Annotated in this window: 16 protein-coding genes; 8 read left to right on the top strand and 8 right to left on the bottom strand. The window is 36.0% G+C overall.

Annotation, left to right across the window (positions count from 1 at the left end):
* Positions 1 to 39: 39 nt before the first annotated feature.
* The 3 genes from NTX65_01525 to floA are packed head-to-tail and all read right to left on the bottom strand — an operon-like array spanning position 40 to position 3,543.
* The gene (locus NTX65_01525; protein MCX6167991.1) at positions 40 to 2,034 is read right to left on the bottom strand and encodes an ATP-dependent helicase; all 1,995 of its coding nucleotides are present in this window, start codon (positions 2,032 to 2,034) and stop codon (positions 40 to 42) included.
* Positions 2,034 to 2,555 (bottom strand): hypothetical protein, encoded by a 522-nt coding sequence (locus NTX65_01520; GenBank protein MCX6167990.1) that lies wholly within the window; start codon positions 2,553 to 2,555, stop codon positions 2,034 to 2,036. Before NTX65_01520 ends, NTX65_01525 begins: the two co-directional genes overlap by 1 nt.
* On the bottom strand, positions 2,548 to 3,543 hold the full coding sequence (gene floA, locus NTX65_01515; protein ID MCX6167989.1) for a flotillin-like protein FloA: 996 nt from the start codon (positions 3,541 to 3,543) through the stop codon (positions 2,548 to 2,550). Before floA ends, NTX65_01520 begins: the two co-directional genes overlap by 8 nt.
* A 190-nt stretch (positions 3,544 to 3,733) precedes the next feature.
* On the opposite strand from floA, the gene NTX65_01510 reads away from it, so the two are divergent.
* From NTX65_01510 to NTX65_01480, 7 genes are read left to right on the top strand one after another with little or no spacing between them, the layout of a single operon-like run.
* Positions 3,734 to 6,235: an ATP-dependent Clp protease ATP-binding subunit gene (locus NTX65_01510; protein MCX6167988.1), complete on the top strand. Its 2,502-nt coding sequence runs from the start codon at positions 3,734 to 3,736 to the stop codon at positions 6,233 to 6,235.
* Between the two features lie 18 nt (positions 6,236 to 6,253).
* A complete protein-coding gene (locus tag NTX65_01505) occupies positions 6,254 to 6,538 on the top strand; it encodes a 4a-hydroxytetrahydrobiopterin dehydratase (GenBank protein MCX6167987.1) in 285 nt (94 codons plus the stop codon).
* On the top strand, positions 6,535 to 7,113 hold the full coding sequence (gene pyrE, locus NTX65_01500) for an orotate phosphoribosyltransferase (protein ID MCX6167986.1): 579 nt from the start codon (positions 6,535 to 6,537) through the stop codon (positions 7,111 to 7,113). The genes NTX65_01505 and pyrE overlap by 4 nt, the downstream gene beginning before the upstream one ends.
* A 19-nt stretch (positions 7,114 to 7,132) precedes the next feature.
* Entirely contained in the window at positions 7,133 to 8,401 is a 1,269-nt protein-coding gene (locus NTX65_01495; protein MCX6167985.1) for a M64 family metallo-endopeptidase, read from the top strand.
* An 8-nt stretch (positions 8,402 to 8,409) separates the two neighbouring features.
* Entirely contained in the window at positions 8,410 to 9,645 is a 1,236-nt protein-coding gene (locus tag NTX65_01490) for a PP2C family protein-serine/threonine phosphatase (protein ID MCX6167984.1), read from the top strand.
* 1 nt (position 9,646) lies between these two features.
* Positions 9,647 to 10,960, top strand: coding sequence for a 4Fe-4S dicluster domain-containing protein (locus tag NTX65_01485; protein MCX6167983.1), 1,314 nt, complete (start codon positions 9,647 to 9,649; stop codon positions 10,958 to 10,960).
* Between the two features lie 57 nt (positions 10,961 to 11,017).
* The gene (locus NTX65_01480) at positions 11,018 to 11,569 is read left to right on the top strand and encodes a BMC domain-containing protein (GenBank protein MCX6167982.1); all 552 of its coding nucleotides are present in this window, start codon (positions 11,018 to 11,020) and stop codon (positions 11,567 to 11,569) included.
* A gap of 108 nt (positions 11,570 to 11,677) precedes the next feature.
* On the opposite strand, the gene NTX65_01475 is transcribed toward NTX65_01480, so the two are convergent.
* The 3 genes from NTX65_01475 to NTX65_01465 all read right to left on the bottom strand — a co-directional run bounded on the left by NTX65_01475 (position 11,678) and on the right by NTX65_01465 (position 13,251).
* Positions 11,678 to 12,271, bottom strand: coding sequence for a YdeI/OmpD-associated family protein (locus NTX65_01475; protein ID MCX6167981.1), 594 nt, complete (start codon positions 12,269 to 12,271; stop codon positions 11,678 to 11,680).
* A 52-nt stretch (positions 12,272 to 12,323) separates the two neighbouring features.
* Positions 12,324 to 12,668, bottom strand: a complete 345-nt coding sequence (locus tag NTX65_01470) for a hypothetical protein (protein MCX6167980.1) — start codon at positions 12,666 to 12,668, stop codon at positions 12,324 to 12,326.
* A 112-nt stretch (positions 12,669 to 12,780) separates the two neighbouring features.
* On the bottom strand, positions 12,781 to 13,251 hold the full coding sequence (locus NTX65_01465) for a RidA family protein (GenBank protein ID MCX6167979.1): 471 nt from the start codon (positions 13,249 to 13,251) through the stop codon (positions 12,781 to 12,783).
* Positions 13,252 to 13,376: 125 nt separating this feature from the next.
* On the opposite strand from NTX65_01465, the gene NTX65_01460 reads away from it, so the two are divergent.
* Positions 13,377 to 14,171: an SDR family oxidoreductase gene (locus NTX65_01460; GenBank protein ID MCX6167978.1), complete on the top strand. Its 795-nt coding sequence runs from the start codon at positions 13,377 to 13,379 to the stop codon at positions 14,169 to 14,171.
* Between the two features lie 8 nt (positions 14,172 to 14,179).
* Here the strand turns inward: NTX65_01460 and NTX65_01455 are convergent, their stop codons facing one another.
* Together NTX65_01455 and NTX65_01450 are read right to left on the bottom strand one after the other, a co-directional pair.
* Positions 14,180 to 15,868 carry a hypothetical protein gene (locus tag NTX65_01455; protein MCX6167977.1) on the bottom strand — a complete coding sequence of 563 codons (1,689 nt, stop codon included), beginning with the start codon at positions 15,866 to 15,868 and terminating at the stop codon, positions 14,180 to 14,182.
* The gene (locus NTX65_01450; protein MCX6167976.1) at positions 15,868 to 16,593 is read right to left on the bottom strand and encodes an ABC transporter ATP-binding protein; all 726 of its coding nucleotides are present in this window, start codon (positions 16,591 to 16,593) and stop codon (positions 15,868 to 15,870) included. The genes NTX65_01455 and NTX65_01450 overlap by 1 nt, the downstream gene beginning before the upstream one ends.
* Positions 16,594 to 16,598 lie beyond the last annotated feature (5 nt).

Here is a 16,598-nt window from a genome sequence, read left to right as displayed (position 1 = left end):
TAATTATTTTTGGTTTACAGTTAGTTAATAATTAATCGGTTATTCTTCCAGAAGCCACTGTTCCGCCATCTCGTCGGCAATTCCATCAATAAAACGTGACGGCTTTGCAAACGTAATCCCTTGATGACGGTCAAATATCTGCATCGGGTAACAAACATATAAATTTTGTTTTGCTCTTGTTGAAGCTACATACATTAAACGCCTTTCTTCTTCAAGCGACTCTACTTTATCAACTGATTGCGATGAAGGGAAGAAGCCCTCTATTGCATGAAGAATAAAAACCGTGTGCCATTCAAGTCCCTTTGCAGAATGAATAGTAGAAAGAGTTAAACGCTCCTTATCTTTATCTTCTGCTTCGATATCTGTAACACTGTCGTGCGGTGGTTCAAGCGCCATATCGGAAAGAAAACTATCCAGACTTCTATAATTTTCCGCAAGATTCATGAAAATTTCCAAATCCTTTTTCCTTTTATTCCAATCGTCATATTTTTCTTTAAATAACGGTTCGTAATAATTAAATGCAAGTTCGGTTTTTTCCGCCGGCGACTGGTTTTTAACATGCATTTGATGAAGAAGATTGAACAAATTAAATATTCTGTCGTTATAATTTTTACTTACCGCCGTTTCAGGTATTTTATCAATCGTAAGATTATTGGCTGCAATTTCATCCATAATCATCTGGGCCTTTTTTGGACCGATTCCTTCGTGTAGTAAGAGAACACGGTACCAGCTAACAAAATCAACCGGATTGGCTGAGATCCGAAGAAATGCCAATACATCTTTTACATGTGCCGTTTCAATAAATTTCATTCCGCCGAATTTTACATACGGCACATTAGCTTTATTTAATTCAATCTCAAGATTAAAAGAATGGAAAGATGAACGGAAGAGAATTGAAATATCTTTTAACGGAACACCTTCTTCCCGCAATTCTAAAATTCTTTCTACAATAAAACGAGACTGCATATTTTCATTTGCCGCAGAGATAATACCAGGTAGCTCACCGCCTGTTTTCCTTGTGTATAGATGTTTCGGATATTTTTCTACTGCGAATTCAATTATATGATTGGAGAAATTCAGAATCTCCTGAGTACTGCGGTAATTTTCTTCAAGCGTTATAATTTTTACATTTCTGAAAAGTTTTGGAAACTCCATAATGTTCTTAAAATTCGCGCCGCGGAATGAGTAGATCGACTGAGAATCATCACCAACAACCATCACATTTTGATTGATCTGCGAAAGTCCTTGTATTATCTCCGCTTGAAGTTTATTCGTATCCTGGTATTCATCAACCATAACAAACTTGATTGTTGACAAAAACGATTTTGCAGCCGGACCCTGCCCTAACAAAAAATCCCGTAGGAATATCAGCAGATCATCATAATCGAGTAAATTGTTTTTTCTTTTGTAAGAGGTATAAATTTTCTGAATCTCTAAAATTTTCTCCGTGTATTCTGCAAAGTGAGGATATTCTTCTTCTAAAATATCTTCAACCTTTCGTTCGGTGTTGGCACTGAAACTGAGAACCTTGAAAATTGTTGCTTTATTGGGAAATCGCTTTTTATGCTGCGATAGATTCAACTGCCCGCGGATTAAATTAATTACATCTTCACTGTCGGTCTGATCAAGGATGGTAAAACCATTCTCAAGATTTACAGCTTTAGCGTATTTACGCAATACAATATTTGCGAATGAATGAAACGTACCGCCGTTAATTTTAGAACATCGGTTATCAAGAAGAATTGCCGCCCTATCCATCATCTCTTTGGCAGCTTTTCTTGTAAATGTAAGAAGTAATATTGAAGATGGGTCATAACCTAATTCGGTTAATCGGGCAACTCGGTAAACTAATGTTCTTGTTTTTCCACTTCCTGCACCGGCAATGATTAGATAACTTCCTTCAACTGCGCTTACAGCTTCGTATTGTGCCGGGTTAAGTTCTTCACGATAATTAATCTGAAAGCGGGATTCATCAACAATCGGTTTGTGCTCTTCTACTAAAGCAGTTCTTCTGAGGATGTATTTTCTCGCCATTATCTACGATGGGCTTTTGGCTTATTAAGAATTTCTGATATCAGATATAATTCTTGAAGTGTTTTTGCGCTTTTAATTTTTTGTTTTAAATCGGTTGTCCGGGAATTAAAACTGAATCCAACTTCATAAGCTTTATGAATTTCTTCTTCCGGGACAGAAATATTTTTTTGCTGAGTTTCAAGAGAAGGCAGTTTATCGTAATCAATATCCGGTAATTTTACTCGCTCCGGCTCAATCTGATTGAGAGTATCTTCACCACCGGTCTCATAATTGGACGGATATTTATTTGAAGAATATGTTTCATACTCACTACCGGTTTTTGGAATTTTCATTCCGAACAAATCTTGTAAGACATCGGTAGGTGAATATTGAGAATTGGGAGAAGTTTCAGTTTCTTCTTCTCCCGGATTCTCTTGAGGAATTTTTTTGCCCGTATTCTGCGGTTTCTTTTTACCAGCTATTGTATTAAATATTGTATAAATGACAAAAAGAAATATTAACAGTTGAAATATATTATCCATTTGTATCTTTGTTCTTCTTGTCATCCGGTTTAGCAATTGAGTTTCTCATTTCCGTATCCGACTGAATATTTCTAAGATTATAATAATCCATAACACCGAGATTTCCTTTATGAAACGCATCCGCAATTGCTCTCGGAATTTCAGATTCGGCTTCAACAACTTTAGCACGCATACGTGCAACTTCAGCGCTCATTTCTTGTTCTAAAGCAACTGCTGCGGCGCGTCGCTCTTCTGCCTTTGCTCTAGCAACCTTAAGATCAGCCTCCGCTTGATTTGTCTGAAGAATTGCACCGATGTTTGATCCGACATCAACATCAGCAATATCAATTGAAAGAATTTCATAGGCTGTACCGGCATCTAATCCTTTCGATAGCACGACTTTTGAAATTTTATCCGGATTTTCGAGAACTTCTTTATGAGAAATACTCGATCCAATTGTAGAAACAATACCTTCTCCAACACGTGCTAAAATTGTTGCTTCGCCGGCGCCGCCGACTAATCTTTCCAGATTTGTTCTAACAGTAACTCTTGCCATTGCCTTCAATTGAATTCCATCTTTTGCAACACCGGAAACAAGCGGAGTTTCAATAACCTTCGGATTAACTGACATCTTCACGGCTTCAAGTACATCACGCCCGGCAAGATCAATTGCTGCGGCTTTTGAAAATCCGAGATCAAGATTAGCTTTATTAGCAGAGATTAAAGCGTTTACTACTTTTGTTACGTTTCCGCCGGCTAGAAAATGTGCTTCCAATAACGAGGAATTTAACGGAATACCAGCTTTTGTACCGGCAATCAAATTGCGGACAATTACTTGAGGTGAAACTTTTCTTAAACGCATTCCAATCAAATCTTTGAAAATTTTAACTTTTACACCTGAAAAATAAGCAGTAATCCAAAGTCCGATCGGGACGAAATATAAGATCATCATGAGGACAATTATAGATACTACTATTATCATTACCGATAAACCGGTCAAAGCTTCCATTATTTCTCCTTTATTAACCAAATACAAGATATCAATTCAATTTCATTATTACAATTTCTGAATTTAACAAACGTCTTTATTCATCAATGCCGATGTTCCTTGATATGAGTAAAATCAATCTATATATTTGCATTGGAAACCATTTGAATAAGTGTGCTGTTTACACATAAAGAATAATAAAGGAAATGATATGGAAGGAAATTTTTCGGAACGGGTGCAGGAAGTAATCAGATTAAGTCGCGAAGAAGCCTTAAGACTTGGGCATGATTATATTGGAACCGAGCACTTATTGCTTGGGATTATAAGAGAAGGACAGGGTGTTGCCGTACGCATTCTACGTAATCTTGACGTTGACTTAGTAAAGTTAAAAAAGGCAATTGAAGATACAGTCAGAACTTCAGGCGGAACTTTGACAATCGGAAACATTCCGTTGACAAAACAAGCCGAAAAAGTTTTGAAGATCACTCAAATTGAGTCTAAGATTTATAAATCGGATGTAATTGGAACAGAACATATACTTCTCTCGTTATTGCGTGATGAAGACAATATCGCAACACAGATTTTGCATCAATTTAATTTAACGTATGATAACTCACGTGCAGAATTAAATAACATTCTCAGCAGTAAAGATCCATCAAAAGCTGCTACACCCCCTCAATTTGCAACTGGAAAGAAGCAGGACAAAACAAAAACTCCTGTACTCGATAACTTTGGTCGCGATCTCACAAAATTAGCGATTGATGATAAACTTGATCCGGTTATTGGACGAGAAAAAGAAATTGAACGTGTCGCGCAGGTCTTAAGCCGTAGAAAGAAAAACAATCCGGTGTTGATTGGCGAACCCGGTGTTGGTAAGACCGCAATTGCGGAAGGATTAGCTCTTAGAATAATTCAGAAGAAAGTTCCCCGGATTTTACAGGAGAAGAGAGTTGTTACACTTGATCTAGCTGGTTTGGTAGCCGGAACAAAATACCGTGGACAATTTGAAGAACGAATGAAAGCTCTAATGACCGAACTTGAGAAGGCGGATGATGTTATTTTATTCATTGATGAACTACATACAATAGTTGGTGCCGGTGGCGCTTCCGGGTCTTTAGATGCTTCTAATATGTTCAAACCAGCTCTTGCACGCGGCGATATACAATGCATCGGAGCTACTACACTAGATGAGTACCGTAAATATATTGAAACCGATGGTGCTCTTGATCGCCGTTTCCAAAAGGTTATGGTTGAACCGCCTTCTGTTGACCAGACAATTCAAATTCTTGAGCATATCAAGTTTAAATATGAGGAACATCATCACGTTCGTTATTCAAAACAAGCTATCGAAATTGCTGTCCGTTTAAGTGAGAGATATATAACTGACCGTCATTTACCGGATAAAGCCATCGATGTTCTTGATGAAGCCGGATCGCGTGTTCATATGGGAAATTTCACAGTTTCAGAAGAAGTATTGAGATTGGAAGAAGAAGTTGAGAAAATTAAGCAACTAAAGATTCAAGTTGTAAAACAACAGGATTATGAAGAAGCAGCTAGGTTGCGTGACAAAGAGAGAACACTTCAATCCGATCTGGAAATTGCTAAACGTGAATGGGATGCTAAAACAAAAGATATCATTTACGATGTAAGTGAAGATGACATGGCTACGGTTGTTTCTATGATGACCGGCATTCCTGTTACAAGGGTTGTTCAGGCTGAATCTGATAAATTAATGAAGATGGAGACTGCTCTCAAGGGAAGAATAGTTGGGCAAGATGAAGCCGTTTTGAGACTAACAAAAGCAATTAGAAGAACGCGTGCCGGATTAAAAAGACCGTCAAAACCGATTGGTACATTTATTTTTCTTGGACCAACGGGCGTTGGTAAAACAGAATTAGCCAAAGAACTTGCTCGTTATTTATTTGACTCTGAGGATGCACTTATTAGAATTGATATGAGTGAGTACATGGAAAAATTTGCTGTATCCCGACTAGTTGGTGCTCCTCCAGGTTATGTCGGTTATGATGAAGGCGGACAATTGACAGAACGTGTTAGAAGAAAACCTTATTCTGTTGTTCTTTTTGATGAAATTGAAAAAGCTCATCCTGATGTATTTAATATTCTCCTTCAAGTTCTCGATGACGGAACTCTTACAGATAGTCTCGGTCGTAAAGTGGATTTCAAGAACACAATTATTATAATGACTTCGAATGTTGGGACAAGAGATATTCGAACTACTGGCGGATTTGGATTTGGCGGCGAAACGGAAGCTGATCAGTATTCTCATCTTAAAAATACCGTTGAAGATGCAATGAAAAAACTCTTTAACCCGGAATTTGTTAACCGTCTCGATGAAACTATAGTTTTCAGAAGCCTGGATAAGGAAGATATCAAGCAGATCATTTCAATTGAGATGAAAGACTTGATTAAGAATATCAGCGATAACAAGATGAGTATCGAGCTTCACAAATCTGCAAATGAATTTTTAGCAGATAAAGGATTTGACCCAAAATTCGGAGCAAGACCATTAAAAAGGGCAATTCAAAAATATGTTGAAGATCCGTTAGCTGAAGAACTTTTACTAAGTCACTTCAAAGAAGGTGATAAAATAGTCGTTAAGCATAAAAAAAATACTGAAGAACTTTATTTTGTAGCCGGTAAGACAGCGGAACCTGAGGAACAAGATAATCAAGAGAAAGAAACTGTTGAGTAAACCTTGAAAGGTACGTAAATGAAATTACTTAGCACTGATGAGATAACTGAAAAATTGGCTTTATTAAACGGCTGGTTTTATCTGGATGACTCGTTTGTAAAGGAGTTTAAGCTGAAGAGTTTCTCAGATGCCGTTGCTTTTTTAGTGAAAGTCGGCTTTGAAGCAGAGAAAATGGATCATCATCCGGATTTGCTCCTTCATTCATGGAATAAATTAAAAATCACAATTTCAACTCATAGTGAAGGTGGAATAACAGAAAATGATTTCAACCTCGCTCAAATAATTGACACAATTAGACAATGACAAATCAAAATATTTTAGAAATTTTTCAGAATACGAATGCCCTTTTAAATGGGCATTTTTTATTAACGTCGGGGCGTCATAGTAATCAATATTTTCAATGTGCTCTAGTACTCCAGCATCCTAACTACAATGAAATTATTTGCGGTATGATTGCAGATCATTTCAGGGGGACTGAAATCGATACCGTAATTTCACCGGCAATCGGTGGAATTATTGTAGGTCAGGAAGTTGCACGACTTCTGAGTAAAAAATCGATTTTCGCTGAGAGAGAAGAAAAGATTTTAAAACTCCGCCGCGGCTTTAATATTGAAGAAGGAAAAAAATATTTAGTTTGTGAGGATGTTGTAACTACCGGCGGTTCAGTATTTGAAGTAATGGAAATAGTAAGAAACAATGGCGGAACTGTTGCCGGTGTAGGTTATATTGTTGATAGAAGCAATAATAAAGTTCAGTTTGGTGTACCGCAGTTTAGTACTCTACAATTAGAGGTAATCTCTTATAACCCGGATGAATGTCCGTTGTGCAAGCAAAATATCCCCGCAATCAAACCGGGTTCAAGAAAAGTTCAACCGTAACATCTTAAGGAATTAATAAATGCGAAAAGTATTTGCTCTTTTACTCTGTTTTGTGATAATTACAAATGCCCAGATTAAATTTGATGATTATTTTGTTAATCAAACACTCCGACTTGATTTTTTCCATACGGGAGATAAAACAACAGAAACAATTTCATTTGATAAGTTGGTTAAAGAAGGGGAATGGAGCGGTCCAAAAAATAATTTGATTGATCCATTTGGTTATGGCAATTATTTTTTAAAAGTATTTGATGCTACTTCAAAAAAATTAATCTTTTCGAGGGGCTTCTCAACACTATACCAGGAATGGCAGACAACAGAAGAATCAAAGAATACCATACGTTCCTTCTCCGGATCACTCATTATGCCGTTTCCGAAGTCAAATATTCGAGTCGAAATATTCAGAAGAGATCGAAAAAATAATTTCGAGAAAAAATTTGAGTACTCTGTAGATCCTAAAAATTATTTCATAATCGCAGAACGAATTAAGCCTTATGAAAATTTCAAAGTTCATTATTCTGGTGATCCTTCATCTAAGTTAGATATTGTATTTGTTCCGGAAGGATATACTAAAGATGAGATGGATAAATTTCATAAGGATTGTGATAGATTCGCCGGTTATTTGTTTGAATATTCTCCTTACAAAGAGAATAGAAACAAAATAAATATCTGGGGAATTGAAGCACCGTCTAACGAATCCGGAACCGATATTCCGGCAAAAAATATTTGGAAGCAGACATTAATCAATTCCCGTTTCTATACTTTTGACAGCGAACGCTATTTAATGACTACAGATTATCAAACAGTCCGAGATGTTGCCGCAAACGCTCCGTATGATCAAATATTCATTATGGTAAACACTTCTATATACGGCGGCGGCGCTATTTATAATTTCTACTCAATGACTTGCGTTGATAATAAAGCGGCTAAGCAAGTTTTTGTTCATGAATTTGCACACGGTCTAGCCGGTCTCGCAGATGAATATGGGAACGATAATACATATCAAGATATGTATCCCACGGATGTTGAACCTTGGGAGCCGAACCTAACAACAATGGTTAATTTTGATAGCAAATGGAAAAATTTAGTTGAACCCGGAACTCCGATTCCTACACCTCCCGAAGATAAATACAAAGATAAAATTGGTGTTTTTGAAGGAGGCGGATATGTTGCAAAAGGTGTTTACCGTCCTACATTCAACAGTATCATGAATTCATTCACATCGAACGAGTTTAATAAAGTTTGTAAAAATGTGTTACAAAATATCATAAACTATTATTCGGAATAAACTGCTTAATGGATCAGAAAAAACTTTACAGAACAATTGAAACAGTAGCATCAAAAAAATTTGAGTCAGATGAAGAATTGCTAGCCGATATTGTAAAACAAATCATAAATAATGAAGAGATTAAATTAACCGGCGGACGGATCTGGAAATTTAATCCAAAGAAAAAAACTTATAATCTATCATTCCAAAGCGGTAAAGTTTCCAAAATTGCCGACGGATACGCACTTGATATTAAAAATTATCCTTTTTTTGAAAGAATAGCTTTTGAAAGAACCATTCTTGCGACAGAAACTGATAAAACACTTATCAAGAAGGGAATTGTTAACTACTCTGCAAGTGGAGTAGGAAGAAAAATAAAAGTCGGCGATAAAAAATATTATGAATATCTAATTGCTGTGAACAGCGATATGATAGGCGATGATCTGCGTGATACACTTAATATTGTTGCTACTGTTCTAACTTCTAAATTGAACGAAAGATACCTTCACCAATCGAGAAGAAATCTAATTGCGGATATTGACAAAGCTCGAGAGATTCAAAAAAGTATTCTGCCCGAACATCAATACAGTTTTAATGCGTACGAAATTTTTGGAGTTACTCTCCCAGCACAGACTGTCGGCGGAGATTTTTATGATTACCTGAAAGTCGGTGAAGGGGAAGAGCGTCTCGGTATTTTAATGGGAGACGCCGCTTCAAAAGGATTAGGAGCAGCTGCGGAAGCTATGTACATTTCCGGTGCTATGAGGATGGCAAGCACTTTTCAAGTTAAAATTTCCTTGATGATGTCGCGCATGAATCAACTTGTGAACAAAATATTCAGCGATGATAAGTTTGCTTCGTTGTTTTATGGAGAACTCTCCAATGATAAAAAGGGATTATTCCTTTACGCTAATGCCGGGCAAAACCCGCCAATGTTTTTTAGAAAGAAATTTAACGATATTATTTTACTCGATTCAACCGGACCGTTGTTAGGACCATCCCCGAATGCAAAATTCGAAACCGATAGTATCAACTTTCACAAGGGTGATGTTTTGGTGATCTATTCTGACGGATTAGTTGAGGCGGCGAACGATAAATTTGAATTTTACGGTGAAGAAAAATTGGGGCATATTATATTGGATAGTGTTAATTTGTCGCCCAAAGAAATTGCAGCATCAATTCTTGAAGACGTAATTAAATTCAGTACAAATGAAAGTCAATATCAAGACGACAAAACAATTGTTGTTATAAAACGAAACCGATAATATGGATCTTGTTCAAAAAATATTTGATGCAGGTGTTGTTGGAGCCGGAGGCGCTGGATTTCCGACTCATGTAAAAGCAAAATCGAAAGTTGAATTTGTTCTTGTCAACGGCGCCGAATGCGAACCACTCATTCATAAAGATTTTGAGTTAATGAAAAATTTTGCTCCGGAGATTGTTAAAGGCGTAGAGTTAATGACCAAACAAACTTCTGCAAAAAAATCTTACTTTGGTATAAAAGCAAAAAATGCCGATGCAATTGAAGCGATCGAAAGAAATTATTCTAACGGTAAAATTGAAACTTGTCAGCTCGGTGATTTCTATCCCAGCGGCGATGAATACGAACTAGTTTATGCCGCAACAAAAAGATTAATTCCCCCATACGGTTTACCTCTTGATGTCGGCTGTGTTGTAAACAACGTTGAAACATTTTATAATATCTGTAGAGCCGTTGAAGACAAACCGGTTACACAGAAATTTGTTTGTATTGCCGGCTGTGTCAAAAATCCGTCATCGTTTTTCGTTCCTATCGGCACAAGTTTGAAAGAGTTAATTGCTCATGCAGGCGGAGCCACTGTTTCCGATTTTGGAGTTTTTGTCAGCGGTATTTTAATGGGGAAACTTACTTTTGATCTTGATGAAGTTGTAACTAAAACTACTGCCGGAATTATTGTTCTTCCTTTCGATCATTATCTTGTAAACAGAACTAAGAGACCAATTCAAGATAAAAATAGAATTGGCAAATCCGCATGCGACCAATGCAGTTATTGTACCGAGTTTTGTCCTCGTTACCTTTTAGGTTATGATGTTCAGCCTCATAAAGTTATGCGGTCGCTCGGATTCTCTACAACTGGAAGCGCCGTGTGGAATCAATATGCCGATCTCTGTTGTTCTTGCGGCTTGTGTTCTTTATACGCGTGTCCGGAAGATTTATATCCTCGCGAAGCATGCGATCAAGGAAAAGTTGAAAATAAAAAATTGGGAACCAGATACGAACAACAAAAACCGGTAAAAGTACATCCAATTAAAGAAGGGAGACGCGTTCCACTAAAACAATTGATGAAACGAATTGATGTTTTAAAATATGATGCGCATACACCATTTGTAAATAAATCGCCGGATGTTTCACAAGTTATAATTGTGTTGAAACAGCATATCGGAATTGCGGCGAAACCAATTGTTAGACTCGGTGACAATGTACTTGAAGGAACATTGATTGCTGATATTGAAGAAGGAAAACTTGGAGCAAAAATTCATTCTTCAATTAGTGGTAGAGTGACGCATATTTCTGATGAGTATATCAAAATTTCAAAATAAAATTGTTCGCGTTGTGTTATAACTAATTACGCAATGATTAATTGAAAGGTATCAATAATGGAAATGAATTCTCTAGGCTTAATCGAAATGACAAGCATTGCGGCCGGTATGCAGGCGGCTGATATTATGTTGAAGACATCTCAAGTTGAATTAATTCTCTCCCGTACAATTTGTTCGGGAAAATATATTGTTCTTATCGGCGGAGATGTCGCTGCTGTTCAATCATCGGTTGATGCTGCGGTTAATCAAATTGATTTTGCTGTTATTGATACTTTTGTAATCCCAAATGTTCATCCCGATATTTTTCCGGCTTTGTCAGGTCACTCAGATGTTACACTTCTTGAAGCATTGGGAATTATCGAATCCTTCTCCGTGGCGTCACTAATAGAAGGTGCCGATGCAGCAATTAAAGCCGCCAATGTACGCATTATTGAGATTCGATTAGCAATGGCTCTTGGCGGGAAAGCATTCTGTACACTAACCGGAGAAGTTGCCGCTGTTACTAGCGCAGTTGAATCCGGTGCTAAAGTAATTGCCGATAAAGGATTGCTTGTGAATAAGATTGTAATTGCTCAGCCGCGACCTGAATTGTTAAGTGAAATGATCTAAAAGATTTCTTCCTGTTTTAGACTTGATACATTAAATCCCGCCATTAAAATCTATACTCATCAATGAAAAAGAAATATTTACTTTTAAAACTCACTTTTATCTGTGCACTCACTTTGTAGTATAATTTTTAATATTCCATCTTAGCGGCGCAATCTTTTGTTTATTGAATGAGTCGGTTATTAAAATATTCAATCTTCGTAAACGCGTTTCTTCCAGTTTTGCACTGTTAACCCAATGAATTGCCGGCCTTCGATATGATGGTACTTGTTCTGAAAAAAAAATCCAAGCTTTATTATTTTGCTTGAAAATATTTTCATATGCCTTAGTAAGTTTTACATTATTCTGTTCGAATGAATAAATTTTTGATTTGGTAAGATCAAGTTTGTTGAATGCGGCAATTCCGGCAGGTTTCATTAATCCAAGACTAGTAAGATTTTCAACTTTCTTGATATTTATAGCACTCCAAATACTTTTAGGATTCCTTGGAGTAAACCTAATAGTATAGCTGAGATCATCAATTGATTTTCGAATTCCGTCAATCCAGCCGAAACATAAGGCTTGATCCACAGACTCCGGCCATGTCACACTTTGTCGGCCTGAACTTTTTTTAAAGTAACCAAGTAAAAGTTCTTTTTCTTTTAAGTGATTCTTTTCAAACCATTTCCTTAATTCAGATTGATCAGCAAAAAATATAGGTTCCATCTTTTTGATTGTAGACTAAATGATTGATAAACTCTACTTTCTTAAAATTTTTTTACCAGTCTTTGACTGCTAATCTTAAAACAAAACAATAAAAATAAAATAGTGCTAGCGGTATCAATCTGATAATAGATGCGTAAGTGGAATCGCTTCCTAAAAGGAAGACTCCGCACACCGGAATAACCACAATCAGTAGGAAAAATATTATCCAGCCGAATCTTCTCTCCTCAAAAAGAATTTTTATCATAAACGGTGTAAACAAGAACGCTGCAATAATCATCAGAAATATAGCAAAGTTCCAAAACCAACTTAGCAGCATCAATGCTAATGAAGATAGTTCGTAATCGAGCCATTGTTGAAGTCTACGTGCATTATAGTTTTTTGAAATTTCTATTTCCATGAAAGAAACTGCCTTTTTCGAATTCTTTATTACTTACAACCGTACAAAATAAATTAATTATATGCATAATTTAGAATAACAATACCGATCACTAACAACCGATAACTAACAGCTATTTTACAGCTATACACTCAATTTCAATTAAAACGTCTTTTGGTATTCGTGCTGCTTGAATTGTTGACCGTGCAGGTTTATTAGTACCAAACTCCTCGGCATAAACCGAGTTCATTTTTGCAAAGTCATCCAAATTTTTCATAAATACCGTGCACTTGACAACGTTAGCCAGGGTTAAATTCTCTGCTTTCAACACGGCTTTAATATTACTAAATACCTGTCGTGTTTGCGATTCAATATCGTCACCGACAATTTGCATTGTGACTGGATGCAGCGCAATTTGTCCGGAACAGAAAACAAGATTACCAGACACTACAGCTTGGGAGTAAGGACCAATAGCAGCAGGAGCATCGGAAGTAGAGACAATTTTAATTTGTGCATCTAAATATGATGAAAAGAAAAGCAGAAGGAAAAAGCTAATTTGAAAAGAAGGAATAAAAAAATATTTTTTAATGAAGATCTTTTTCATAAAACCCCTTAAGAATATCTGTTTCAATATGGTAATGATTTAGTAATTTATCAATCATATTTAATCAAATAGAACACAGATGACGCGGATCAAACGGATAAACACAGATAAAGAGGAATAATAAAATGACATTGAAAGAAAAATACGGCAGTTGGGCATTGATAACCGGCGCGTCAAGCGGAATAGGAGAGGGTTTTGCAAGACGTCTTGCGTCCGAGAATATGAATTTGATATTAGTTGCTCGAAGAAATGATCGTCTTATTAAACTTTCTGAAGAGCTGAAGAAAAAGTACAATGTTGATATTGTTGTAGCTCCGGTTGATCTATCCAAAGATAATTTTATGAAAGATATAGAAGAAGCAGTTGATGATAGAGAAATTGGAATGCTAATTAACAATGCCGGATTTGGATCTGCCGGAGAATTTGCTGATTCAGAAATTGAACAACAGACAAACATGATTCGTGTGAATTGTATCGCACCGACAATACTGAGCCATCATTTTATTCAGCAAATGAAAATAAGAAAAAAAGGTGCTATCATTTTTCTCGGAAGTCTTGTAGCCTACCAGCCCACACCATTAACTACAACTTATTCCGCAACAAAAGTGTTTAATCTATTTATGAGTGAAGGACTCTGGTATGAGTTACGAGATTATAATATTGATGTTCTAGCTCTCAACCCTGGCGGAACCGATACCGAATTTCAAATGAAGGCAAATACTACTTCCGGTCCGTCACCAAGAACTGTGGAAGAAGTCATTAATACCGCTATGATAAGTCTAGGTAGAAAGATCAGTGTTGTAGACGGTTCATTTAATAAATTGCTTTCATTCATTCCGAGAATTGTTACAAGAAAATTTATTGTCAAATTAGCAGGCAGAGTTAGAAGGAAATATTATACGTCTCTATCAACCAAATAATAAAGTCGTTAAAAATCTCTTTTTATGGAACTGAGAGCAATCTTAAAAAATGTTAGGGCTATAATTATTGATAGAAGTCCAATTAGAATTGCAGGCCAGAATAAACTATTCACAATAAATCTTTGATTTAGCATTATTGATAAAAATAATCCGCTCAATGGTTTGTAAAGTAGTACCACAAGAAAAAACATATATAGAATATTGAATAAAAAAGAAAGAGAAGCGCCTTGAGATGATGACAGTCTAATTGCGTTCTTTTCTCTGAAGTTTGAGTATATACCTCCCATTCCAAAATTGATTGAGATTATAGCCATTGCAGCTATTAAGGTTATAAATGAAGAAAATACCGTCAGCACAATCCCAAATTTGTAATTTGAAAAGAAGCTCAAGCTCAAAGAAATTAATAAAATGAGTGAGCTGAAAATCGTGATTTTACTTTTAAGAAATATTTTATTCTGAACAGGCGATGATTTCAATTTCCAAAAAGCTTGCCCTTCCAGACTAATTAAAGGGAAAATAAAACGGAGTGAGAGAGTGGAAATGAAAAGAAGATTAAACATGAATAGGGATAAATAAATCATTGTCTGTAAATTATAATTACCTAATCCTACAAATTTTACTCCGGCAACACTAAAAATGAAAACAGCGATTAAAAAAAGGAGAACTAAAAAATGAATGTACTGGCTTGGTTCTCTGATGAACATTATGAGGTCGCGTTTAATTATTGATTCTGACTGTGGTTTCAAAAATGAATTATTTTCCAAATTAAAAAATATTCTGCCCTTTTTCTGATTGTAGGTAAAATCCGAAACCATTTTTAGATTAAGGAGCCATGTCTTGAAATACCATCTGTGGCCAAGATAAATCGCGATTGAAAAGAGTAGTAAAGAAAATGCAATTTGTAATATTAGATATCCCATTGATAATAATAGGTCATTGTTTAATAGCCAGAAAGCTGATTGTGCAAACCAATTATTCGGAAACATTTTAATTAATGGTGAGACCAAATTTCCAAGATAAATGTCCTTTGTGAGAAACGGATAATATTTCATTACTGACGCTACTAAAGTTTTTGGAGAATTAAGATTGAAGTAAAAAGTGATGATAAGGAAATAAGAAAAGATCAAAGTATAAATCACTTTTTTAATCCCAAACCGACTGGCTAATCTTATCACTATTAAAAGAATTATAATACCGAGCGATGCGGCGCTGAACATTAACGGGATGAAATTAAAAACAAGAAGAAGAAATGCCCATATGCTAAGCTTAAAATAGACTACATAACCGGCAAGAAGTGAGATCAGCAACATAATTAGCGTTGATGAACTGTAGAAAAAGTTATCTAAGAATTTAATAGTGAATATTTTTGCGGGTGCAATTGGCTTTGTAATCAAGAAAGATATTTCACTCGATTTGTAAAGTGTTGAGTATGACACTATAATATTTCCAACATTAACCGAAATAAAAAATATAAATAGAATCATAGAGATGAATTCATGCAATAAAAACAAGCCGACTTTTATATCAACCAGGAGAAAATGGAATAATCTTTGGACAAATAAAAAACCACCGACCGCGAATGCGATGTAGATTAAGCTGCTGCCGAAACTTTTAACAATGCTGTTGAATGTAGCTTTCGTATCGAGTCTTAGAAAAGCAATTAATTTGAATTTCAGTATGTGAAGAATTTGCTTCATTACTCTTCATTTGTAAGTTGAATGAAAAGTTCTTCAAGATTGTGATTGTTTTCACGTTTTAGATCGTGTAGAACTTCGATGCTGCTGTTAAAAATTATATTCCCGTTGTTAATAATTCCAACATGCGTGCAAATTTCTTCTACAACATTTAAGCTATGAGTCGACATGAATATCGTCGTTCCGTTCTTAGATTTTTCTGCAAGCATTTTTTTCACATCGAAAGCGCTCTGTGGATCAAGGCCTATCATCGGTTCATCAACTATAAGTAATTCGGGATCGTGAAGAAATGCGGATGCAATTACAATCCTCTGTCTCATTCCTTGTGAATATTCCTCAGATCGTTTATCAATCCAGCTTCCAATTTTTAACTGCTCGGATAATTCAGTAATCTTATTTTTTATCTTATCCTTTGTCAGGTTATAAAGTCCACCGCTGAAATAAAGAAATTCTTTCCCGGTTAATTTATCGTAAAGAAACGGCTGATCCGGTATATAGCCGATTTTCATCTTAGACTCGATCGGTTTAACCCAGACATCAATGCCGTCCAAAAATATATTTCCATGTGAAGGTGAAAGTAATCCTGCAATCATCTTAATCGTAGTAGTTTTCCCGGCACCGTTAGGACCAAGGAAACCAAAAAGTTCTCCTTTATTGATCTTCAAATTAATTCGATTAACTGCAGTAAAACTGCCGAATATTTTTTCAAGATTCAGTAATTCTAACATAGAGC

The organism is Ignavibacteriales bacterium (assembly GCA_026390795.1).
GTDB lineage: Bacteria > Bacteroidota > Ignavibacteria > Ignavibacteriales > Melioribacteraceae > Fen-1258.
Note: the sequence above shows the minus strand (reverse complement) of the source record. Positions and strands in the feature narration are given on the sequence as shown.